Origin of the sequence: Motilimonas cestriensis (assembly GCF_021295315.1) — a bacterium.
In the GTDB taxonomy this organism is placed as follows: domain Bacteria; phylum Pseudomonadota; class Gammaproteobacteria; order Enterobacterales; family CBDFNC01; genus Motilimonas; species Motilimonas cestriensis.
This window is the reverse complement of sequence record NZ_JAIMJA010000017.1, coordinates 40,815-62,408: the sequence shown is the minus strand read 5'-3', so window position 1 is coordinate 62,408 and position 21,594 is coordinate 40,815. Positions and strand designations below refer to the sequence as shown.

At 44.0% G+C, this 21,594-nt stretch carries 20 protein-coding genes, 5 tRNA genes and 1 riboswitch; of the genes, 8 read left to right on the top strand and 17 right to left on the bottom strand.

What is annotated here, in order from left to right; genetic code table 11:
• Positions 1 to 56: 56 nt before the first annotated feature.
• Positions 57 to 1,859, bottom strand: coding sequence for a TonB-dependent receptor domain-containing protein (locus tag K6Y31_RS15810; protein WP_233053911.1), 1,803 nt, complete (start codon positions 1,857 to 1,859; stop codon positions 57 to 59).
• Positions 1,860 to 1,895: 36 nt separating this feature from the next.
• Positions 1,896 to 2,099: riboswitch (cobalamin riboswitch) on the bottom strand.
• 300 nt (positions 2,100 to 2,399) lie between these two features.
• Here K6Y31_RS15810 and K6Y31_RS15805 point away from each other — a divergent pair.
• The 4 genes from K6Y31_RS15805 (at position 2,400) to K6Y31_RS15790 (ending at position 6,133) form a co-directional block, all read left to right on the top strand.
• On the top strand, positions 2,400 to 2,726 hold the full coding sequence (locus K6Y31_RS15805; protein WP_233053910.1) for a DUF3302 domain-containing protein: 327 nt from the start codon (positions 2,400 to 2,402) through the stop codon (positions 2,724 to 2,726).
• The gene (locus K6Y31_RS15800) at positions 2,727 to 3,689 is read left to right on the top strand and encodes an HlyD family secretion protein (protein ID WP_233053909.1); all 963 of its coding nucleotides are present in this window, start codon (positions 2,727 to 2,729) and stop codon (positions 3,687 to 3,689) included.
• A gap of 45 nt (positions 3,690 to 3,734) precedes the next feature.
• The gene (locus tag K6Y31_RS15795; protein ID WP_233053908.1) at positions 3,735 to 4,325 is read left to right on the top strand and encodes a DNA-J related domain-containing protein; all 591 of its coding nucleotides are present in this window, start codon (positions 3,735 to 3,737) and stop codon (positions 4,323 to 4,325) included.
• Positions 4,326 to 4,495: 170 nt separating this feature from the next.
• Positions 4,496 to 6,133: a methyl-accepting chemotaxis protein gene (locus K6Y31_RS15790; protein ID WP_233053907.1), complete on the top strand. Its 1,638-nt coding sequence runs from the start codon at positions 4,496 to 4,498 to the stop codon at positions 6,131 to 6,133.
• Between the two features lie 418 nt (positions 6,134 to 6,551).
• On the opposite strand, the gene K6Y31_RS15785 is transcribed toward K6Y31_RS15790, so the two are convergent.
• From K6Y31_RS15785 to mutY, 8 genes are all read right to left on the bottom strand, one after another.
• A tRNA-Phe gene (locus tag K6Y31_RS15785) sits at positions 6,552 to 6,627 on the bottom strand.
• A gap of 29 nt (positions 6,628 to 6,656) precedes the next feature.
• Positions 6,657 to 6,732: transfer RNA gene (locus K6Y31_RS15780), tRNA-Thr, on the bottom strand.
• 35 nt (positions 6,733 to 6,767) lie between these two features.
• Positions 6,768 to 6,843, bottom strand: a tRNA-Phe gene (locus K6Y31_RS15775).
• Between the two features lie 30 nt (positions 6,844 to 6,873).
• Positions 6,874 to 6,949 (bottom strand) — tRNA-Thr (locus K6Y31_RS15770).
• A gap of 54 nt (positions 6,950 to 7,003) precedes the next feature.
• A tRNA-Phe gene (locus K6Y31_RS15765) sits at positions 7,004 to 7,079 on the bottom strand.
• A 152-nt stretch (positions 7,080 to 7,231) separates the two neighbouring features.
• Positions 7,232 to 8,368: a membrane-bound lytic murein transglycosylase MltC gene (mltC, locus tag K6Y31_RS15760; protein ID WP_233053906.1), complete on the bottom strand. Its 1,137-nt coding sequence runs from the start codon at positions 8,366 to 8,368 to the stop codon at positions 7,232 to 7,234.
• Positions 8,369 to 8,377: 9 nt separating this feature from the next.
• A complete protein-coding gene (locus tag K6Y31_RS15755; RefSeq protein ID WP_232803394.1) occupies positions 8,378 to 8,650 on the bottom strand; it encodes an oxidative damage protection protein in 273 nt (90 codons plus the stop codon).
• A 2-nt stretch (positions 8,651 to 8,652) separates the two neighbouring features.
• A complete protein-coding gene (mutY, locus tag K6Y31_RS15750) occupies positions 8,653 to 9,723 on the bottom strand; it encodes an A/G-specific adenine glycosylase (protein ID WP_233053905.1) in 1,071 nt (356 codons plus the stop codon).
• 182 nt (positions 9,724 to 9,905) lie between these two features.
• On the opposite strand from mutY, the gene trmB reads away from it, so the two are divergent.
• A complete protein-coding gene (gene trmB, locus K6Y31_RS15745) occupies positions 9,906 to 10,622 on the top strand; it encodes a tRNA (guanosine(46)-N7)-methyltransferase TrmB (protein WP_233053904.1) in 717 nt (238 codons plus the stop codon).
• A 103-nt stretch (positions 10,623 to 10,725) separates the two neighbouring features.
• Here trmB and K6Y31_RS15740 read toward each other — a convergent pair whose 3' ends face one another.
• Positions 10,726 to 12,369, bottom strand: a complete 1,644-nt coding sequence (locus K6Y31_RS15740) for a methyl-accepting chemotaxis protein (RefSeq protein WP_233053903.1) — start codon at positions 12,367 to 12,369, stop codon at positions 10,726 to 10,728.
• A gap of 548 nt (positions 12,370 to 12,917) precedes the next feature.
• Between K6Y31_RS15740 and K6Y31_RS15735 the strand changes: the two genes are divergently transcribed.
• Positions 12,918 to 13,769, top strand: a complete 852-nt coding sequence (locus K6Y31_RS15735) for a thymidylate synthase (RefSeq protein ID WP_233053902.1) — start codon at positions 12,918 to 12,920, stop codon at positions 13,767 to 13,769.
• Between the two features lie 66 nt (positions 13,770 to 13,835).
• Here K6Y31_RS15735 and lgt read toward each other — a convergent pair whose 3' ends face one another.
• From lgt to rppH, 3 genes are all read right to left on the bottom strand, one after another.
• Positions 13,836 to 14,648 carry a prolipoprotein diacylglyceryl transferase gene (gene lgt, locus K6Y31_RS15730; protein WP_233053901.1) on the bottom strand — a complete coding sequence of 271 codons (813 nt, stop codon included), beginning with the start codon at positions 14,646 to 14,648 and terminating at the stop codon, positions 13,836 to 13,838.
• Between the two features lie 113 nt (positions 14,649 to 14,761).
• Positions 14,762 to 17,029 (bottom strand): phosphoenolpyruvate--protein phosphotransferase, encoded by a 2,268-nt coding sequence (gene ptsP, locus K6Y31_RS15725; RefSeq protein WP_233053900.1) that lies wholly within the window; start codon positions 17,027 to 17,029, stop codon positions 14,762 to 14,764.
• Positions 17,030 to 17,059: 30 nt separating this feature from the next.
• Positions 17,060 to 17,614, bottom strand: a complete 555-nt coding sequence (gene rppH / locus K6Y31_RS15720; protein ID WP_233053899.1) for an RNA pyrophosphohydrolase — start codon at positions 17,612 to 17,614, stop codon at positions 17,060 to 17,062.
• A 775-nt stretch (positions 17,615 to 18,389) separates the two neighbouring features.
• On the opposite strand from rppH, the gene mutH reads away from it, so the two are divergent.
• Together mutH and K6Y31_RS15710 are read left to right on the top strand one after the other, a co-directional pair.
• The gene (gene mutH / locus K6Y31_RS15715) at positions 18,390 to 19,058 is read left to right on the top strand and encodes a DNA mismatch repair endonuclease MutH (RefSeq protein ID WP_233053898.1); all 669 of its coding nucleotides are present in this window, start codon (positions 18,390 to 18,392) and stop codon (positions 19,056 to 19,058) included.
• 88 nt (positions 19,059 to 19,146) lie between these two features.
• Entirely contained in the window at positions 19,147 to 19,470 is a 324-nt protein-coding gene (locus K6Y31_RS15710; RefSeq protein ID WP_233053897.1) for an isoamylase early set domain-containing protein, read from the top strand.
• Between the two features lie 101 nt (positions 19,471 to 19,571).
• Here K6Y31_RS15710 and rplS read toward each other — a convergent pair whose 3' ends face one another.
• Genes rplS through rpsP form a run of 4 tightly spaced genes read right to left on the bottom strand, consistent with a single transcriptional unit; the run spans position 19,572 to position 21,533 of the window.
• The gene (gene rplS, locus K6Y31_RS15705; RefSeq protein WP_233053896.1) at positions 19,572 to 19,925 is read right to left on the bottom strand and encodes a 50S ribosomal protein L19; all 354 of its coding nucleotides are present in this window, start codon (positions 19,923 to 19,925) and stop codon (positions 19,572 to 19,574) included.
• Between the two features lie 39 nt (positions 19,926 to 19,964).
• Positions 19,965 to 20,711 (bottom strand): tRNA (guanosine(37)-N1)-methyltransferase TrmD, encoded by a 747-nt coding sequence (gene trmD, locus K6Y31_RS15700; RefSeq protein ID WP_233053895.1) that lies wholly within the window; start codon positions 20,709 to 20,711, stop codon positions 19,965 to 19,967.
• Positions 20,712 to 20,732: 21 nt separating this feature from the next.
• Entirely contained in the window at positions 20,733 to 21,260 is a 528-nt protein-coding gene (rimM, locus tag K6Y31_RS15695) for a ribosome maturation factor RimM (RefSeq protein WP_233053894.1), read from the bottom strand.
• A 24-nt stretch (positions 21,261 to 21,284) separates the two neighbouring features.
• Positions 21,285 to 21,533: a 30S ribosomal protein S16 gene (rpsP, locus tag K6Y31_RS15690; RefSeq protein ID WP_233053893.1), complete on the bottom strand. Its 249-nt coding sequence runs from the start codon at positions 21,531 to 21,533 to the stop codon at positions 21,285 to 21,287.
• Positions 21,534 to 21,594 lie beyond the last annotated feature (61 nt).

The following is a 21,594-nucleotide window of genomic DNA, read 5'->3' as shown; positions in this document are numbered from 1 at the left end:
TAAATTAAAAAAGGGCCTTTCGGCCCTTTGTTCATTTAACGCTACGACAAAAACACTTAAAAGCGGTATGAACCTGTTACATAATAACTACGCTCTGCGGTGTTGTAGTTTTTCTTCACTTCATATTGTTTATCGAACAAGTTAGCTATTCGACCTCGTAATACCAAGCCGTTGCTGAAGTAATAGCTTGTTGCTAGGTCAGCTAAGAAGTACCCCTTAAGCTTATTTGTATTGGCAGCATTATCGTAACTATCACCTTGATATAAGGTAGTGACATCAAACTGGAGGTCTTGGTAGCGATAATTCAGATTCCATTTGGCTAAATGTCGAGCACGGCGGGTCAAGTATTTATTCGTTGCTTTGTCCTTAGCGCTAACATGATCATAAGACAACTGATGATTCAGCTCTCCGGTAGCAAAGTCAGCTTGAAACTCAAGTCCCTTAATATTAGCTTTACTTACATTCTCAGGCATGTAATAAGTCGGAGCTGGCCAAATAATTAGGTCTTCAATCTCACTTTGGTAGGCCGTAAAGCGCAAGTCAACACTATCAAGTGTTACTTCTAACCCTAAATCATAACTCAACGACTGCTCTGGCTTGAGCTTTGGGTTGCCTTTGTTATAAGGCGATTCAGGGTAATATAAATCATTAAAAGTGGGCGCTTTAAATGCGGTGCCAATGGAGCCCAACAAGCGCACTTGATCGACAACTTGATAACCTGTCGCCAATTGCCAAGTGGTTTTACTACCATAGCTTTCGTTATCATCTAGGCGCGCGCTCGCTTCAAGACTCAGCAACGCGAGTTGGTAATCTAGATTGATGTAAATCGCTTTGTTATAGCGTTTCGATTTCGCATAAGCCGCACTATCTGTGCCCACTTCGTCTTGATACCACTCAAGACCAGAAGTAACCGTTGTTGCTTCATTGGCAGGAACGCTGACTAAAAAGTTAACTAAATCACGGTTAGTTTTGAACACATCATGGGAAGTTGTTGAGTAATCATCACTCTTATCTTGGTTTGTCGCCAACGTTAACTCACTAAACCACCACTCGCCTTGGTAGTTGACCTTAGCGGCCACATTGTAATTTTCAGTTTCACTGTAGGTGCTGTCGGCCCATTTGCTATCGTATTCGGATTTACCTTGCTGAAAATACCCTTGTAAGCTGGCGCGCCATTGTTGGTTGAATTGCTTACCCAATTCAGCCACGAAACTGGTGTTATAAAAGCCATCTTTATCTTGATCGACTGGCGCTTTTTGCGCAGAGAAACCTTCTGCATTGTCATGCTTGACTGCAAATTTAACCCAAGCGTCGTCTTTAAGCGCCGCTGCCGCTGCGGTTTCAATACTAGAAAACTCACGAGAACCAAGGCTACCACTCACTGCGCCGTATTCCTCGCCTTGGTAACTGGTGATCACATTAATCACGCCACCTATGGCATCAGATCCATAAATCGCCGCACGCGGGCCGCGCACAAATTCAATTCGCTCAATGCCAGTTAACGGTATTTGGCCAAAGTTTGCCGAGCCGGTGGTCGCACTGCCGATCCGTACGCCATTGATCAGCAGTAGCAAATGCTTACTAGAGGAGCCGCGAACAAAAATATCTGTTTGCTGGCCAAAACCGCCTTCATTGACTTGAATACCAGGTAAACGACGCAGTACCTCAGCAAATGACTTGGCTTGAATCGCTTCGATTTCTTCCTTTTCAATCACGGCGACCGACGCTAATGAACTAGCTAATGGCTGTTCTGTTCGATTAGCTGTGACGATAATAGTGTCATCAGCAGCAATATTTTTTGCGGTTGCATACGGCAAGCACAGCGGCGTCATTGCCACTGCGAGAAGTGTTTTTTTCATTTTTTGAAAACCTTATTCGCGTTAAAAACCTAAGCGTCCATCGCTTAGTTGCTGATCGGTATTCGGACTTAAGAGACTGCCCAAGTGGGCGCTAAAACACGACTTCCCAGAGTAAAGTAAACTATCGGCTCCAGTGTCTGAGGTTACCCTCGGTATCTTAGTATTCTCTATTACCGCTGCGCGTCAGTCAGGGATTTACACCCTGTTCCCGCCATGACTATTAATAATTAAGACCTTGGCTTAATCAGCATTCGCGCGCATGCTAAGGAGCAATAGAGCAAATGTCTAGTAATCTTTGCTGCAATATTATTTTTTACTGACAACCTTGGTTTGCAGCATCCCAAAGACTTACTTAGCCGACAAAAACAATAAACACCTTCATTTGCAAAAATTGCTTCAATTCATACCAAAGGCTCTAGAGGGGTGCGAAAGAGTTACACATTTCACAATTTTTCTTCTAATCAAGCTCAACCTTACCTTTTGTCACGTAAAACACATATACTCAAAAAATCTAACAATCGCATAATAAAGGATCTTACTGTGCTTGATTATTTTGCTTTAGGGTTATTGGTATTCGTCGCCATCACCTTTTTCTATGGCGTAATCGCCATACATGATATTCCTTACGAAATTGCGCAACATCGTAATCACCCCCATCAAGACGCCATTCATGTTGCTGGTTGGGTTAGCTTATTTACCTTACATGTACTGTGGCCATTTTTATGGATTTGGGCCACTTTATACCGTGAGGATCGTGGCTGGGGTTTTGGTACGACAGGCACCGACAATACGATGGAAAACCTTTGTCTCAAAGTAGACGAATTAGAAAATCGTTTACGTGAATTAGAAAGTAAGGGAGACAAATAAATGGATTTACTACTTATACTGACTTACACCGCGATCTGCGTGGTGGTATTTAAAGTCTTTAAAATCCCATTAAATAAATGGACAGTGCCAACAGCAGTGCTTGGCGGTATCGTGCTAATCGGCACTCTGATCTTCCTGATGAATTACAATCATCCCTATTCAGAGATGGCGCGTGAGTACTATGTGACAACGCCTGTGGTACCAGCGGTAACAGGTCAAGTGATTGAAGTGCCTGTGAAACCGAATGTACCCGTGATGAAAGGTGACTTGCTATTTAAGCTCGATCCCACCCCTTTCCAAAGTAAAGTAGACTCACTGAAAGCGCGCTTAAAAAGCGCAACAGATGATCTAAACCGGGCTTATGAACTAAAAAAACGTGGTGTAGGTAAAGATCGGGACATTGATGTTGCCCGAGCCACTGTTGACGACATTAAAGCCCAACTTGTTAATGCCGAATTTCAGTTGGCACAAACCGAAGTCAAAGCCATGAGTGATGGCTATGTCGTGCAACAAGCTTTGTATCCGGGCATGCTAGCTGTAGCAATGCCACTACGACCAGTGATGATATTTGTTAACAAAGACGGGCAAAATTATTACACCGCTTGGTTCAGACAAAACAGCCTATTGCGTTTAAAGAAAGGTTATGAAGCCGAGATTGCGTTTGATGGCATTCCGGGCCGTGTATTTAAAGCAGAAGTAGCCAACGTCGCTCCTGCCATGGTTGAAGGCCAAGTACAACCATCTGGCACGATGATTTCACCACTCACTGCACCGCAACCAGGACGAGTAGCTGTGCTATTAAAGATCACAGATCCGGCGTTTGACGAGTTTAGCGAGCAAATTCCAGGCGGCTCATTTGGCCAAGCAGCGGTGTATTCCGACCACTTTCACCATGTAGCGGTTATGCGCAAAATTTTACTGCGTATGTCATCTTGGATGAGTTACTTCTTCCCCTTCCATTAAAGTCCAACTGGCCACTGCAATGCAGTGGCCACTAGGAGCCTAAATATGGAAAACCCTTTTATCGACCCTATTTTCGAGTTATTACTGGATGCTCAGCAGCCACTTAAAGTCCACGATATCAGCCACGCATTAAAACCATTACAGCAAACCGAATTAGATCAAGATCCCAACCGCCACCTATTTAAATTAAATTTTTTAATTATGAATGCGCTTTACCAGCTGCAAGATGAACTTATCAACGAATATCATTTACAGATAAGCAGCTTGCATATCGAGTTGCAGGTTAAGCCGGAAAGTGACATTCAGCTAGTTAACACAAACATCACTAATAACTTGAAAGCCTACTATTTAGATTGGCAAAACTACCAAACCAGTGCCGAAGAAATAGCACAACTACTGGCTCAGTTTTGGCAACAGTTTCAGCGACAGCATAAACAGCCAACAAGCCTTACTAAATTACAAGCGCTGGAGATATTCCAACTTAATAAAGACGCAACTTTTGCCGAAATAAAACAACGCTGGCGTAAGTTAGCCTTAATTTATCACCCAGATCGGGGCAGTCACTCACCAGAAAAGTTCAAGCAATACCTTGCGGCTTGGCAAGCATTAAAAGACATTCATGTTTGTATTTCGTGATGGGGCTAGACTATTTCATTAAAAAACCAGAAAAGCGTTTAAAGAAGCTGATACTTAAATAGATACTTTATTTATGAGCTCATATTTTTAGTCTTGTTCTAAAATTTATGCTGTTACTCTAACTTCCCAATTCAGGGCGATACGAATCCAGTCACTCGGTGAGGTGCCACGTGTTAAAAAAATTAAACTTCAGAGCCAAATTAGCCATACCGGTTGCGCTGGTAACGGTCATATTCGCTATTATCTTCTTATTCACTATTAACGAATTTAATGAACAAGCCGAATTCAATATTCAATATAGTCAAGAAGTACAACCTGTATTGGCAGATTTATCTGACGGTTATCGCGATTTATATCAAGCCACAGCTGCGATCCAAGGCTTAGTTATCGCAAATGGTAATAAAACCCTGATTGACAAGCAGGTATTTGAATATAAAGACAACGCTCCCAAAGCCCGAAAACGTATCTTGGCAGCACAACGCTTAATCGATATAGGGCTGTTCTCCGCATCGAATCAAACTCATTTAGACGAAATGGCGCGCACCTTTGATATTTGGTTAGCCATGACCAAGCCTTACATCGATAACCCAAATCAAGCCCCTCAACTATTCGAGGCTAAAGGAGAAGCACTAGAACAAGCATTTGATACCATGCGCAAAGCACTTAAACGTATTGAAGATAGCTTAGTCGAGACAGTTGAAGCCACAGAGCAAGAGAAGCTAGCGGGTATTCATAGTGCTAAAATGATGATGGAAGTGGGCGGCATTAGCGCCTTAATCGCTGCTGCAGCTATCACTTGGCTGTTAGGCAATATTCTGATTGCACCTATTACACGCCTAACCAGTGCGATGAAAAACATTGCAACGGGCGAAGGTGACTTAACCGCACGCGTACCCGTTGAAACCCAAGATGAAATTGGTGAGCTAGCGGAGTCGTTCAATACTTTCACCCAAAGAATACAAGAGACCATTACAGAGGTGATTATCTCATCGAACGCCGTTCGCGCTGAGATGACCAATATTCAGTCCATCACGCAAGGGGTTGCGCATGGTGCCAGTAACCAACAACTAGAAAGTGATGCAGTGGCCACTGCTGTTCATGAACTCAGCGCCACCAGCGAAACCGTGAGTCAGAACGCTGAAGACGCAGCCCATTCCAGTCAAGATGCCAACGATGAAGCAACCAGCGCAAAACGTATCATCAGTGCCACAGTCGTGTCGATCCAAGCATTATCAAATGAATTGGCTCAAGCATCACAAGTAATTAATACCTTAGAGCATGATGTAGGTGACATAGCATCGATTTTAGACGTCATTAGAGGTATAGCTGACCAGACTAACCTACTGGCATTAAACGCAGCGATAGAAGCAGCCAGAGCCGGTGAGCAAGGTCGAGGCTTTGCTGTTGTTGCCGATGAAGTGCGCTCACTAGCCAGTAAAACTCAGGCCAGCACAGGCGAAATTCATAATATGATTGAAAAATTGCAAAACGGTGCCAAACAAGCCGTTAGCGTGATGACTTCAAGTCAAGAAAGCGGACAGCAAACGGCCAGTCAAGCGGGCGAAGCCGGCGCATCACTGGATGCCATCGTCAATGCCATCGCAATGATCAACGATCTTAATATTCAAATTGCGACGGCGGCGAAAGAGCAAAACCATGTTAGCGAAGATGTTAGCAGTAACGTGCAACGCATCGCTGATAATAGCCACCAAGTGGTTGAAATGGTGGCCAGCGCAGAAAATGCCTGTGAGTCTTTAGCCCAGCAGTGTGAGAACCTTGATAGCTTAGTCGCGCAGTTTAAGGTTTAAGATTTAAATTGCAGTATCATTTAATAAAAAAGCGCTACGGCGCTTTTTTTATTGCCTGAATAACCGTCCATGTAAGCAGAGTAATAATCGTAGAAGCACTCAGATAGAAGGCCAAAGTAAACAGAGCAAATGGGTTAAGCAGATAGTCTAAATAATATTCGAGCCATGAACATGACCAAACAGCATCAAGCAATCCTGCGCAATGAGCACCATCGTATCCACCATAAGCGTAATAGACTGAACTGCCAACATGGAACAAAAACGTAAGGATTAACGCCAGTAGCAACCAATATCGTAATTTAGACAACATGCCCTCACCGAGAGATAAAGATAGCCAAATGATAAATATATAGACAGAGTGGTGTTAGGACAAATTCAACGCAAAAAAAAGGCCTCGCAACTAGCGAGGCCTTTAATATGGTGCCCAGACGCGGAATTGAACCACGGACACGGGGATTTTCAATCCCCTGCTCTACCGACTGAGCTATCTGGGCAAAACTTTGTAAACAAAGCTTTTAAAAAATGGTGCCGACTACCGGAATCGAACTGGTGACCTACTGATTACAAGTCAGTTGCTCTACCTACTGAGCTAAGTCGGCACGTAAACTTAACGTAACAAACGTTAGGTTTAATATGGTGCCCAGACGCGGAATTGAACCACGGACACGGGGATTTTCAATCCCCTGCTCTACCGACTGAGCTATCTGGGCAAAGCTTTGTAAACAAAGCTTTTGAAAAAATGGTGCCGACTACCGGAATCGAACTGGTGACCTACTGATTACAAGTCAGTTGCTCTACCTACTGAGCTAAGTCGGCACAACTTGATATTATGTTCTACATAACATGTTGTACACAGCACCAAGTTAAAAATGGTGCCCAGACGCGGAATTGAACCACGGACACGGGGATTTTCAATCCCCTGCTCTACCGACTGAGCTATCTGGGCGACGGGGCGTATTAAATAGATTTTGCTTCCAACCGTCAACTATTTTTTTAATTTTTCATGTCAGTTTGAACTGCTTGCACAAGGTTTCACCAGTTCGAGCTAAAAAGCAGCAACTTTTGCACTTTAACTCAATAAAAACACGTTAACGGCGATTAACTTCGGCCTGAATAAAATGCTTTTTGCGCTTTGTTTACTTTATACAAGTAGCGCCTCGACTCGGCTGACGGATGCTCATTGGTCAAAGACTGATAAACTTGTGCACTTGATCGACTATTAATTACATTCGGCGCCTGCTTTCGATCAGCATGAAACGTTTTTAGCACATTACCCGCACCGCCGTTATACGCAGAGATAATGGCAAAGCGTAACGATTCGGGATCTTTTATCTCTTTTAAGTAACGCGTTTTTAAAATATGTAGGTATGCCGTGCCTATGTCGATGTTATTTTCCGGATCAAACAAAAACTGCCGCGAAGGCTCACCGTCACGCAGTTTTATCTTCTCAAATACATCACGGCCCGCCGTGGCTGGCACTACCTGCATCAAACCATAGGCGTTAGCATGGGACACAGCATAAGGATTAAAGCTACTTTCGGTTTTCATTACCGCATAAATTAAGCTTTCATCAATGTCGTACTTCTGACTGTATTTTTTCACTAACTGCGCGTACTTATATTCACGTAGCGCTTGGTGATCACGAACCAAATTAAAGCTGACCGACCACACCTCTCCCACTTGACGATACTCTCGAACCACTTGATTGGACAGTAGGTAGTCAGCAAAGCGATTGGCGCGCCAACCCCATTGAATGGGCTGCCCTTCATGATCTTCAATTTGGCCATACAAGAATGGCTTACCGCCAACCGCATCGACTTCTTTCGCAGAAAATATATCAACCGAGGCAGGATCGTCAGGGGTCAGCAAAGTAGCCACTATCGCTTGATGTAAATGCTCATTAGGCTGGTCTTTAGCGATGGTTTCTATGGTGATCACACCATTGTCGAAATCTATTTGCGCGCGACTTTGGTAGTTATCCGTGTACTTTACGTAATGCTTGCTGCTGGCAAATATGCTGTCACTTTGCCCCCAAGTAACATAGACGCGATCAGCAAAGTGATTCACTAGGCTCTCAAAGCCCTCTACGTCTTTGTCTGAGCTTTGTGGATTATTCTGATAATAATCCTGCCGCTGCGCCAAAAACTGCTCTAAATCGCTTTGCTCAGATTTTTGTTGATTGCTCGCACACGCTGCTAACAGCAGCGCGGGAACGAATAGAAGGGTTTTATTCAATGCTTTGGCCTATGGAGCAGGTGGCGTATAACCTTCAATGTCAACTTCTTGGCCTTCAAATAGGTATTTCACCATTTCAGCTTCAAGAAATTTACGATCTTCTAAATTCATTAGACTCAGTTTTTTCTCGTTGATCAGCATGGTTTGTTTCTTTTGCCATTCTGACCACGCTTCCTTGGAAATATTATCAAACACACGTTTGCCTACTTCACCGGGGATCAATTGAAAATCTAAGCCAGGTAATTCTTTTTTTAAACGGGCACATAAAACGGTTCTAGCCATGGTTATCCTCTGAAATCTGAGACAAGTTGTAACGGCGTACTATCAAGCAACTTTTGCGTTGCTGCAGCCAAGCCAATAGTTTGGGGTTGATTTAAGTTATACCAGAGAGCGCCATCGGCTTCCATCACCTGACGCGTATTCCATAAGGAAACATCTACCAGCACTGGCTGAATATCAAAATGGTAATGACTAAAGGTATGACGAAACTCAGGCAACAGCTGAGTTTCGTATTGTTCTGCCCCTAGCCGTGTCAAAATATCTTGCTGTTGTTGCTCGTCCTCTGCTTGTGGAAAACACCAAAGCGAGCCCCAAATTCCCGTTGGCGGACGCTGCTCCAGCCATACTTGATTGCCGTCGCGGACAATAATCAGTCGCGCGCGCTTTATCGGCTGAGTTTTCTTTGGCTTAGAGTGAGGAAACGCTGTCGGTTGACCAAGAGCGAGCGCCTTACAATCACTGGCAACAGGGCAAACATCGCACTTTGGCTTACTACGGGTGCATATGGTTGCGCCCATGTCCATCATGGCTTGATTAAACTGAGCCACTCCCTCTCTTGGGGTGCAAAGCTCACTTAGCTGCCATAAGGCCGCTTCGACCGGCTTTTTTCCAGGCCAGCCCTCAATGGCTTGATGGCGCGCCAACGTGCGCTTCACATTACCATCTAAAATAGGATGATATTGGTCAAGGGAAAGAGATAACACCGCACCTGCGGTGGAGCGACCTATGCCCGGCAAGGCGAGTACATCATCAAAATCATGCGGAAATTCACCGCCAAACTGATCGCGAATTTGCTGCGCCGCTTTATGTAAATTACGTGCACGAGCGTAATAACCTAAACCACTCCAATGATGCAGCACTTCATCTTGCGGCGCATTAGCAAGGGCAACCACATCGGGAAAGGATTGCATAAATTTCTGATAATACGGGATCACAGTGGCGACTTGAGTTTGCTGCAACATAATTTCGGAAATCCAAACCGAATACGGCGTTTTAGCTAGCTGCCAAGGTAGGGTTTTACGTCCGTGTTGGTCATACCAAGTTAATATACGGTTGGCAAAGGCGACATTATCCACAAAACTGCTCTCTCTTTTTTATTTGTGGGTAGCATAAACAAGCTGGTAAAGAGACTCCAGCAGTAATACTTGCCAAGCTTGCTAAACGAAGAGAAGTTTGGATAATGCGTGCAATTAAACCAAATCCCCCTTGCGTGCGTTAAGCTAATTTAACGAATGTGAACTATTTAAAGGTATTTGCCATGAGCGATAACGATAACAAACCTGAAGAACAACCTAAGCAAATGCGTCGAATTCGCAGTTTTGTTAAACGTGAAGGTCGTATGACCCAGCGCCAAAGCAATGCCAAAGAGCAATACTTGCCCACCATGGGCCTAACCTATGAGAAGAAGCTACTTGATTTAGACGCCGTGTTTGGCCGCCAAGCACCACGCGTGCTAGAAGTCGGCTTTGGCATGGGTAAATCATTAGTAGAAATGGCAAAAAATAACCCAGACTACGATTATATTGGCATTGAAGTGCACGGTCCGGGGGTCGGTGCTTGTTTAGCTGACGCAGCAGAAGCCGGTATTACGAACCTACGGGTATTTGAACACGATGCGGTTGAAGTACTAGCGGATATGATCCCAGATAACTCATTGTCCACCTTTCAGCTTTATTTCCCTGACCCTTGGCACAAAGCACGCCACCATAAACGCCGCATTGTGCAGCCGGAATTTTTAGCCTGCATTCATCAAAAATTGGTCGCAGGTGGCATCATCCATATGGCAACCGATTGGGAGAACTATGCCGAGCACATGCTACTTGAGCTAACGGAAGCACCAGGCTTTGAAAATACGTCTGAAACCCAAGACTACGTGCCTCGCCCTGATTGGCGCCCACTGACTAAATTTGAAAGTCGCGGCCACCGTTTAGGTCATGGGGTATGGGATTTGATATTTAAAAAAGTTACCAAGTAATTTAAAGCAGGTTAGATAATGGCTGGACTAATTAGTCCAGCCATTAAAAATACAATCCCTTTCGCAGCCCATTCACATCTCTGGAGACACTATCACTCGCAGGTTAACCCGGTTGCTGACCGTAATCGCGACACTGGAATTGTGCTAACTGCTGATCAAGATCTTCTGCTTGCTCTTTAAGGGACAAACTCCCCGCAGCCAACTCCATTAACTCGGAATTAGTTTGGCCTAACTCTAGGTGTAAATCGTTAACACTTTGACTCATCGTTTGTGCCACTGTGGCTTGTTGCTCAGCTGCAGCTGCAATTAAGGTATTTCTGTCATTTAGCTTGCCAATTTCTTCCGTGATAGCACTAAATTCACTCCCAACTTTATTGGCTTCGCGCAACCCTGTTTCGGCGGTCAATACGCTGTTTTCTACTAGTGATACCGTTTCTTGCGCTTGCTGTTTTAGCTGTTCAATCATATCGGCAATTTCACTGGTGGCACCTTGAGTGCGAAAGGCTAACTGACGCACTTCATCTGCCACTACCGCAAAACCACGACCATGCTCTCCTGCTCTGGCTGATTCAATAGCAGCATTAAGCGCCAGTAAATTGGTTTGCTCCGAAATACTATTAATCGTGTCAACAACAGAATGAATAGAAATCACTCCATCAGACACGCCTTGTACTGACATTGAGCATTGCTGTAACTGCTCACTGACTTGATTAATGGCTTTAATACAATGAGCTAAACTCGCCGCGCCTTGATGGGATTTATCATCAACAGAATGAGAGTCAACTGAAGCTTGCATGGCGTTTTCAGCCACTTCGCTAATACTGCATACCATTTCTTCCATGGCACTGGCGAGCTGGTCTAGCTTATTTAATTGGCTTTGAATGAGTTTATTGGTGTGACCCAAATTCGTGTCCATTTGCACCGCAGTTGTCGCCACATTGGCACCATTTTGAGTTTGCTGCAATAAGGTTTCACTGAGTTTCTTTTGGCTCAAATTAAGCGCCTTGGCAATAAACGACATTTCATCTCTACCTTTAAGGTCAACATGATCACGCAGGTCGCCTTGTGCTAGCTTTTGCATCGCACTGATCAGGTAATTAACCCGTAAATTAAGATGTTTAGTAACAATAAATACAGTAATAATCACAAATACAGCCACCCCTAAAAAAGGCACAAAAATTTGCTTATAAATAGCCGCTAAAATGCCCTTTGAACTATCCAAATAGACCCCAGACACCAAAACATTACCCCCACGCTCTAGTGGGTAAAGGTAAGCGGCTTTCTGAGTCGTATCATCATCACCTGGTTTTTTATGAGGGTAGTTAACCATGGCAGGCTGGCCTGTTTGACTGGCTTGAATAATCGCTTGGGCTAAGGTTCCTCCTTCATCCAATACAATATTGGATAAAGCTTTTCCCTCTTTTTCAGGCTTTGGCGGGTAGACGATATAGGAAGCATCCTTCCCATTAACTAAAAATACATACCCAGAATCGTCTTGATACCAACGCGCCGGATACAGTAGCTGGCGCAGCGAAGTAATATCTTGCGGCTGATGCGCAATCAACTTAGCAATTGAGGTAACATGGTATTTTAGTGTTTGCCGCTCTATGTTAATGACTCCTTCGCGAACGCTACTCGTCGAGGACAAGGTACTTAGTAGCATGGCAGTGATCACCAGTAACGACAGCAACATCATTAAGGTGGAAAGCTTAAAACGACCAAAAAAAAGAGAAGCAAGGTTTAACATAGTATGTTCCTTATATAAAACCGTCCGCTAGCACTGTAAAGTCCACGCTTCAATTCTGTACAACAAACATCACTAAGAATTTCAGAATGTTACTAAAGTAGAGTCCGCTCAAGCCAAAATCATGAATGAACGATGAAATCGACTACCAACAACAAAGCATGTAAAGCTTAGTTGGCCCTGAAATTAGCGTCAAATGTATCACTACATTCCCCCTCCCCATCATTTAAAAATACCTAACCACCAACATCCAATATATTCATCTAAATTAGCAAGTTAAAAATATTGTCAGGCTTACAAAGCGTTTTCACTATAAGTATTACACTTAAGCTGTTGGTCGTGAAGGAAGCCATCCCGCAAGCATTAAGGCAAATTGGCAATAGCGAAATAGATAAAGCGATGCTGTAAGGAGCTATGTATAGGGATCCACGACGCCAAGCCATACTCACCAGAGAAACGCGCTTGGGTAATCGCAAATCAAACATCCAAGGTTACATAACTAAGCCCAACTGCTAGAATTGCGCCATTGCAAAAAAAGAAGTGGAAATGAAATGAGACAATATTTGGATTTATGCCAACGCATCGTGGATGACGGCGTCTGGGTAGATAACAAACGCACGGGTAAGCGTTGTTTAACCGTGATTAATGCCGATTTAACTTATGATGTGGCAACAGGCGAGTTTCCACTAGTCACCACCCGCAAGAGTTTTTGGAAATCTGCCATTGCCGAATTACTCGGCTATATTCGCGGTTACGATAACGCAGCAGATTTTAGAAAAATAGGCACTAAAACCTGGGATGCCAACGCCAACGAAAATCCTGATTGGCTAGCCAATCCACATCGCAAAGGCACCGATGATTGCGGCTTTATCTACGGAAAAGTGGCGCGTAACTTCCCTAAACCCGACGGCGGCAGTGTCGATTTATTGCGCCAAATTGTTGATGATCTCAGCAATGGCATCGACAATCGCGGCGAAATATTCACCTTCTATCACCCCGGTGTATTTGATATGGGCTGTTTGCGCCCCTGCATGTACAGCCATCACTTTTCATTGCTAGGTGACACCTTGTACCTAAACAGCACACAGCGCTCTTGTGATGTGCCGCTGGGGCTAAATTTCAACATGGTGCAAGTGTATTTCTTTTTGGCAATCATGGCGCAAATTACAGGCAAGAAAGCCGGGCAGGCCTACCACAAAATTGTAAACGCCCATATTTATGAAGATCAGCTTGAACTAATGCGTGATGTACAACTTAAACGCGAGCCATTGCCCGCGCCTAGACTAATCATCAACCCAAAAATTAAAACGTTAGAAGATCTAGAAACTTGGGTCACACTCGATGATTTCGCCGTCGAAGATTACCAACACCACGACGCCATCAAGTACCCATTCTCGGTATAACGCAGAGTGATAAAAAAAGGGAGTATCTGCATACTCCCAACTTCTGTCGGTCAAGCTTCACGTCAATTAGCTCGCCTTTAACTCAGGCTTAGCCGGTTGCTTATAAGCCCAAACCACAAAGATAATCCCCGCTACAATCATCGGCAATGATAACAGTTGCCCCATGCTCAAACCTGCGGTTAATAGCCCTAACTGCGCATCTGGCTCACGGGCAAATTCAATAATGAAACGGAACGTGCCATAACCTAACAAGAATAAACCTGAAATAGCACCTAATGGACGTGGCTTGCGCGAATAAAAGTACAAGATGCAGAACAACACCACGCCTTCTAAGGCAAACTCATAAAGCTGCGATGGGTGCCTTGGCAACGGACCCGCTCCTGGAAACACCATACCCCATGGACTATCGGTTACACGCCCCCATAACTCGCCATTAATAAAATTACCAAAGCGGCCGGCACCGAGGCCAACGGGAATTAACGGGGCAATAAAATCGGCAATGGTAAAGAATTTACGATTGGTTTTTCTCGCAAACCAAAACATCGCCACAATAACGCCGAGTAAGCCGCCGTGAAAAGACATACCGCCTTCCCAAATTTTGAACAAGTAAAGCGGATTATCAAGAAATAAGCTGGTTTGATAAAACAGTACATAACCTGCGCGGCCACCCAAGATCACACCCAGAAAGCCGTAAAACAAAACGTCACTGACTTCATCTTTAGTCCAGCCAGATCCTGGCTTCATGGCGCGGCGATTGGCCATCCACATAGCAAAGGCAAAACCAATTAGATACATCACCCCGTACCAGCGCACAGCCAGCGGGCCAACACTGAATATGATGGGATCTATTTGCGGAAAAGACCAAAACGTTTCAGACATAACAGCGAGAACCTTGAATTAGAAAAACAGCATTTTGCTATCAAATAGCGGTAATAACAAGGAAAGAGCCACATTGTCATCACAAAATCATATACCTAGCAAGCCTTTGGCACTTAACGCCCAGCCCTCACTAAGCCACCAAGGCCTTGGGCTTCAAGATATTGGGCGAATAAAGCGCGAACCGCTTTGCCAGAATCAAGCTCATATGCTTGCCCTAATAGTGCTTGTAACTCTTTAACTGAAACATGGCGAATAACAAATTTAATCCGCGCAATATTATAAGTATTCATACTAAGCTTAGTGTAACCCATCGCCATTAAGATTACGGCCCCTAGCGGGTCACCAGCCAGCTCACCACATAAGCTCACTGAGACCTTGTGTTGCTTGGCTTGCGCAATAATATGCTGCAGGGCTTGTAGCACGGCGGGGTGAAAACTATCAAAAATATCCGCCACGCGCGGGTTGTTGCGGTCAACGGCAAGTAGGTATTGCGTTAAATCGTTACTTCCCACCGACCAGAAATCGACTCGTTTCGCCAGCTGCGGCAAAATATACAACGCAGAGGGCACTTCTAGCATCACACCTAATTTTGGTTTTCTTAAATTCTCGCCTTGAGCCGCGGCTTGCTCGCTGATTTCATTCCATGCCTGATTGATTAAACGGATCGAATCGTCAACTTCGGTGACACCACTGATCATTGGCAGCATGATTTGTAAATTGTTTAAGCCGATACTGGCGCGCAGCATCGCTTTAATCTGCACCAGAAATATTTCAGGATGATCCAGGGTTAAACGAATACCGCGCCAACCAAGAAAGGGGTTTTCTTCAATAATAGGAAAGTAAGGCAACTGCTTATCACCGCCCACATCCAGCGTGCGCATGGTGACTGGTTTAGCGGCATAAGTTTGTAGAATGCCACGATAACGTTCGGTTTGCTCTTGCTCGGTAGGAAAGCTTTCCGTTAGCATAAAAGGCACTTCAGTGCGATACAGCCCCACCCCATCAGCGAATTCATTAATCGCGATTTCGGTGTCAGCACTTAACCCAGCATTTAACAACATCTCAATCTTAATGCCATCTCGGGTGACCGCTGGCGCTTCAAGACAATCAAGCATGATGCTGTCGAGTTGCTTCTCTTCGGCGAGTAAGCCTTCGTATTCATTCTGTACGGCTTGCTCAGGCGAAACATACAATTCGCCACTGTAGCCATCAAGAATAAGCAAACTGTGACTGAGCTTTTCAATCGGTAGCGACATGCCCATCAGCGCAGGAATACCCAAGGCGCGCGCTAAAATAGCGGCATGAGAATTAGCCGACCCTTTAACCGATACAATGCCTTTGAGCTTTTCTTTTGGCACATTAGCCAACATTGTTGCCGTGACTTCGTCAGCCACTAGAATTAACTCATTGGCAATCAGTGCTGCAGGCTCTAGGCCAATTAAATGATTAATTAAGCGCTGACAGACATCTTTAGTATCCGTCGCTCGCTCTCTTAAATAAGGATCTGACATTGCTTTAAATTGCTGAATATACCTAACGGCCACTTGTTTAACCGCCGAGGTAGCTTTAAGACCCGCGCGAATTTCAGCTTTAATTTCGCCAGACAAGCTCACGTCAGCCAGCATATGCTGATAAACATCAAAAATAGCTAGGGCTTCTTTAGGTAATTGCTCCTTAAGACGAAATGCTATTGCCTTGATCTCTTCAATACTCTGCTGCACCGCAGAAGTGAAGCGAACCAGCTCACCGTCAATATCTTGAGACGATTCAATCTCGATCATTTCAAGGGTCACTTGTGGCGTGATGACTTGCGCTTTAGCGATCGCAATACCGGGACTACCGGCAATGCCTTTGATTGAGCGGATGGTTTTCTTTTGAGTATTTGGAGAAGAAAACATTCCTTTCGCGTGGGAGTGAGCAATCACATTTGCCAACTGCGCCGCGAGAGTAACAATAAACGATTCTTCGTTGATGTCGTATTCACGCGCACGCCTTTGCTGTACCACCAAAACACCTAATACTTTGCGCTGGTGAATAATGGGAGCGCCTAAAAAAGCTCGAAAATCATCTTCTTGTACTTCAGGTAAGTATTTAAAACGTGGGTGTGCTTGCGCATCTGCCAAGTTTAACGGCTCTTCTTTTTGACCAACTAAACCCACTACCCCTTCACTAAATTCAATGCGGGTATTACCGACAGCACTTGCAGCAAGACCGTCAGTAGCAGCAAGGGTAAAGTGACTTAACGAATCGTGAGCCAGATACACAGAGCAACAGTCAACCGCCATAACCTGACGTATTTCACTGACTAATACCCCCATAGCAGCCTCTAGAGAGTCAGCTAAATTAACATGCTCTACTATCTCTCTAAGTTGCGTTAACACATCGCCTCCTATGGGGTATTAATTAAAACACTACTTGGTTGGTTTTCGGTACTTTTTGGTAAAACGCTTACGTTTTTCTTTGCGCTTTTTGGGCTCTGCTTCAGGGCGATTAAACGGCAGCGCCGTCGGGCAAAACTCTTTCATCACCCGGCGATAAACATCCCGTTTAAATGACACAACTTGACGCACCGGATACCAATAGCTAACCCAGCGCCAGTCATCAAATTCAGGGTGCCCACAAGCACTTAAATTAACTCTGGATTCTTTTGCTTGTAATGACAGTAAAAACCATTTTTGCTTTTGTCCGATACATACAGGCTTAGAATCCCATCTCACTAAACGTTTTGGCAATTTATATCTTAGCCAACTTCTACTCACAGCTAAGATTTTTACTTCATGTTTTTCTAGCCCTACTTCTTCATAAAGCTCACGAAACATAGCTTGTTCGGCGCTTTCGCCTTCATTAACTCCACCTTGCGGAAACTGCCAAGAATGTTGTCCAAAACGCTTAGCCCACATTACCTGCCCACTGGGGTTACAGATAATAATGCCTACATTTGGACGATAACCATCGGCATCAATCACTTATGCACCTATTGGGCTTAATCTCTAATACTTTAGATTCTTTCATATTCCCACGATTGCAGCAAACAAGATACACTTTGACCCGTGCCAAACGTATAGCGGCTCACACTTTATGGATAACTTCAATACATAGCTTCACTTATACACACCAATTAGTCACATCGCCACAAATTCATTTCAATTTCTTCACTAATTCTGTGCATAAGTCTGTTAAGAATTCGGTATTTTGTCACCATCGAAAGCTAAACTACCTTTCTCTGGAATTCCCCCCTACTGAAGCAAAAAAATTTATCTTTTTAAAAACAGCATATTGAAGTAAAAGCAATGATAGAAAACTAAAAAACTGTTTTTATAAACAGTACTGTAATCAACCTATCTGGTGTGTATAAAACTCAATGAACAGATTTCAACCACCCAGTAAGTTATTCACAAAAATTTGAAAACAATCGCTAAAAAAGTACCAGTTTGGCGGCTGGTATCTCATTCGGCAACCTAACAAGCATAGAATTGTGAATAAAACAGCCAAGGTTTCATAAGTTATCCAGAGTTTCTGTGGATAAACTTGTGTACGCAAACTTATATGTACAGTAAAACTGCAAAAAATGCTTCCCTTGTTATAAGTCAAGTAAATGAAAAACATAAAAACCAATATAAATCATATAGATAGAAATTAATTATCACTTGAATACTTAACCAGCAAGATCGAACAAAAAAACAGCAAATGCAGCTTAGTTTGCAAAAAGGTATAATCATTTTTATTTTTCGACTTTTTATTATGCAGTCTTCTCCTCAATCTATAGAGCAACTTATGCAACGAGCCCAGCACATTGCTGGGCTTAATTTAGCGCAATTAGCGGCGAGTGCTGATTGGCCACTTCCCAAGGATCTGCGTCGAGATAAAGGCTGGGTCGGCCAATTAATTGAACACCATTTAGGTGCGCAAGCGGGGTCTAAGCCAGAGCAAGATTTTCCCGAACTCGGGGTTGAGTTAAAAACAATCCCGATCAACGAGCAAGGCCAGCCACTTGAAACCACCTTTGTTTGCGTTGCCCCCCTTTTGAATATTGCTGGTTTAAACTGGGCCAATAGCAATGTGAAAAATAAGCTCAGTTGCGTACTTTGGATCCCCGTGGAAGGACGAAGAGAAATCCCCCTTGGGCAGCGTCGCATCGGCTCCCCCTTGCTTTGGCAACCAACCCAACAAGAAGAGAAGTTATTGCAGCAAGATTGGGAAGAGTTGATGGACCGCATTGCCCTTGGCGAGATTGAGCAAATCACCGCTCGCCATGGCCAAGTATTGCAACTGCGGCCTAAAGCAGCCAATGGCAAAGCACTTACATCAGCAATAGGAAACAGAGGACAACAGATCCAAACACGGCCTCGAGGCTTCTATTTAAAAAAGGAGTTCACTTCACAAATTTTACAAAGTTACTTTTTAGTTTAATATTTACTTCACTAACGGCAGCAATAATCGTTATGATAATGTATTGTTATTTTTGTTATTAGTGATAGCCATACCTGAGGAGGTATTCATGCCAGTGAAAAAGCGCTTTCTAAAATCTAAACCTCAAGTGAAAGTGACATTTGAAGTGGAAAAAGAAATGGCAGCAGCAGCCGAACAAGTTTTTTTACTTGCCGAATTTAATGATTGGCAGCCTCTTGAGCTGCAAAAGTTCAAAAATGGTAAGTTCAAGGCAACGTTAGATATTCCAACTGACAATCAAGCTGAATTTGAATACAAATATAGATTTGTTCATACCGACGGCTCGGAAGCGTTTGAAAATGATATACAGGCAGATGGCTATAAAAGAAACGAATTTGGCACTGAGAATTCAGTGATCAGTGTTCAAGGATAATATCAACAATGAAATTGGCTCGCACAATTTGAGCTAGATAAGAACAACAATAAAGAAGCAGCAGATGAAAAAAAGGCTCGCAGTGCGAGCCTTTTTTAGTCTTACTTTTTACCAAGCTTCTCTTTGATACGAGCTGCTTTACCAGTACGACCGCGCATGTAGTAAAGCTTAGCTTGACGTACATCACCACGACGTTTAACTGTAATGCTATCTACAATTGGGCTATGAGTTTGGAATACACGCTCAACACCTTCACCGTTAGAAATCTTACGAACAGTGAAAGAAGAGTGTAAGCCGCGGTTACGCTTAGCTAATACGAAACCTTCAAAAGCCTGAAGACGCTCTTTGTCGCCTTCTTTTACTCGAACTTGAACTACTACTGTGTCACCTGGAGCGAAAGTAGGTAGATCTGTTTTTAACTGCTCGTCTTCGAGCTGTTTAATGATGTTGCTCATTTTAAAAACCTCTGCCTAGATAAACTGATACGATTGCTGTTACTCAGAGTCACTGATGTATTCAGCTAACAAGCGTGCTTGTTCGTCAGTCAGAGCTAGGTTGTTAATAAGTTCTGGTCTTCGTTCCCAGGTACGGCCTAATGACTGCGTTAGCCGCCATTGTCGGATTTTTTCGTGATTACCACTCAGTAACACCGGTGGCACCGCTAAATCTCCCAGCACTTCAGGACGGGTGTAATGCGGGCAATCCAATAATCCTTCGGAAAATGAATCTTGCTCGGCTGATGCAGCATGACCTAAAACACCCGGTACAAAACGTACCACAGCATCAATTAAAGTCATGGCAGGCAATTCGCCGCCCGTTAACACATAATCACCTATCGACCACTCTTCATCGATTTCAGTTTTAATTATGCGCTCATCTATCCCTTCGTAGCGACCTGCCACTAAAATCAAACCTTGATTTTGTGCCAACTCTTTAACGCCACTTTGTTCAAGTTTTCGTCCTTGAGGTGAAAGGTAAATTACCTTCGCCTCGATCCCTGCTTGCTCCGCTGCGGCTTTTGCTGCATGAATGGCTTGGCGCAAAGGCTCAACCATCATCAACATACCAGGGCCACCACCATAAGGTCTGTCATCGACAGTTTTATGTTTATCTGTGGTGAAATCCCTTGGATTCCAACATTGGAATTCAAGCAGTTGCTGCTTCACAGCCCTACCTGTTACTCCGTGTTCTGTTATGGCCCGAAACATGTCCGGGAAGAGGCTAATGACCCCTAACCACATAGAATGACTCCTCGGAGTAACCTAGAATCCTGGATCCCAGTCTACTTCAATAAATTTGTTGGCAATATCCACTTGGATAATTACCTGCTGTTCAAGATACGGAATTAACCGTTCTTTCTTGCCAAAGGCATCTGTCGGGTTGGATTTAACAACTAGCACATCATTTGAGCCAGTTTCCATCATGTCAGCCACCACACCAAGGTCGTAACCTTGCGTTGTTTTTACCTGACATCCCATCAAATCACGCCAATAAACCCCATCATCGAGTTCAGGAAGTTGGTCATCGCTAACCAAAATCTCTAATCCAACAAGGGCTTGAGCGTCTTCTCTAACATCAAAACCTGCAACTTTTGCTATCCAAGTTTTACTATGGCGACGGTATTCAGTTACTTGAACTTCTTTTTGCCGCCCTTGGTATTCAACATGCCAAGGCTTGTAGTCAAAGACACCTTCGGGGTCATCAGTATAGGAATGTATTTTTAGCCAGCCCTTAATACCGTATACGGCACCAAACTTACCAACAACAATCTGGTCTGCTTGTTCACTCACTAAACTTCCCCTATACCTAGTTGATTAAGCAGCTTTTTGGCTGTCTTTAACCAGCTTAGCAACACGTGCGCTAAGCGTTGCGCCTTGAGACACCCAGTGCTCAATACGCTCGCTGTTTAAACGAAGCGGCTCTTCGCTACCGCGAGCAGTAGGGTTAAAGAAACCTACTTTCTCAATGTAACGACCAGTTGCTGCATTACGGCTGTCAGCTACTACAACCTGATAAAATGGACGCTTTTTTGCGCCGCCACGAGCTAAACGAATGGTAACCATATCGTCCTCATATATTTTGAAAAACTACTGAGCCTGAAAAAGTTTCAGACCCCCCACTTTG

What these genes read in the sequence shown, in the direction of transcription:
- K6Y31_RS15740 (WP_233053903.1), bottom strand. Translation starts at nt 12,369, where the DNA reads ATGTTAAACCTTGCTTCTCTTTTTTTTGGTCGTTTTAAGCTTTCCACC.
- K6Y31_RS15755 (WP_232803394.1), bottom strand. Translation starts at nt 8,650, where the DNA reads ATGGCTAGAACCGTTTTATGTGCCCGTTTAAAAAAAGAATTACCTGGC.
- rplS (WP_233053896.1), bottom strand. Translation starts at nt 19,925, where the DNA reads ATGAGCAACATCATTAAACAGCTCGAAGACGAGCAGTTAAAAACAGAT.
- lgt (WP_233053901.1), bottom strand. Translation starts at nt 14,648, where the DNA reads ATGTCTGAAACGTTTTGGTCTTTTCCGCAAATAGATCCCATCATATTC.
- K6Y31_RS15795 (WP_233053908.1), top strand. Translation starts at nt 3,735, where the DNA reads ATGGAAAACCCTTTTATCGACCCTATTTTCGAGTTATTACTGGATGCT.
- K6Y31_RS15735 (WP_233053902.1), top strand. Translation starts at nt 12,918, where the DNA reads ATGAGACAATATTTGGATTTATGCCAACGCATCGTGGATGACGGCGTC.
- K6Y31_RS15810 (WP_233053911.1), bottom strand. Translation starts at nt 1,859, where the DNA reads ATGAAAAAAACACTTCTCGCAGTGGCAATGACGCCGCTGTGCTTGCCG.
- trmD (WP_233053895.1), bottom strand. Translation starts at nt 20,711, where the DNA reads ATGTGGTTAGGGGTCATTAGCCTCTTCCCGGACATGTTTCGGGCCATA.
- trmB (WP_233053904.1), top strand. Translation starts at nt 9,906, where the DNA reads ATGAGCGATAACGATAACAAACCTGAAGAACAACCTAAGCAAATGCGT.
- rpsP (WP_233053893.1), bottom strand. Translation starts at nt 21,533, where the DNA reads ATGGTTACCATTCGTTTAGCTCGTGGCGGCGCAAAAAAGCGTCCATTT.
- mutH (WP_233053898.1), top strand. Translation starts at nt 18,390, where the DNA reads ATGCAGTCTTCTCCTCAATCTATAGAGCAACTTATGCAACGAGCCCAG.
- K6Y31_RS15800 (WP_233053909.1), top strand. Translation starts at nt 2,727, where the DNA reads ATGGATTTACTACTTATACTGACTTACACCGCGATCTGCGTGGTGGTA.
- K6Y31_RS15710 (WP_233053897.1), top strand. Translation starts at nt 19,147, where the DNA reads ATGCCAGTGAAAAAGCGCTTTCTAAAATCTAAACCTCAAGTGAAAGTG.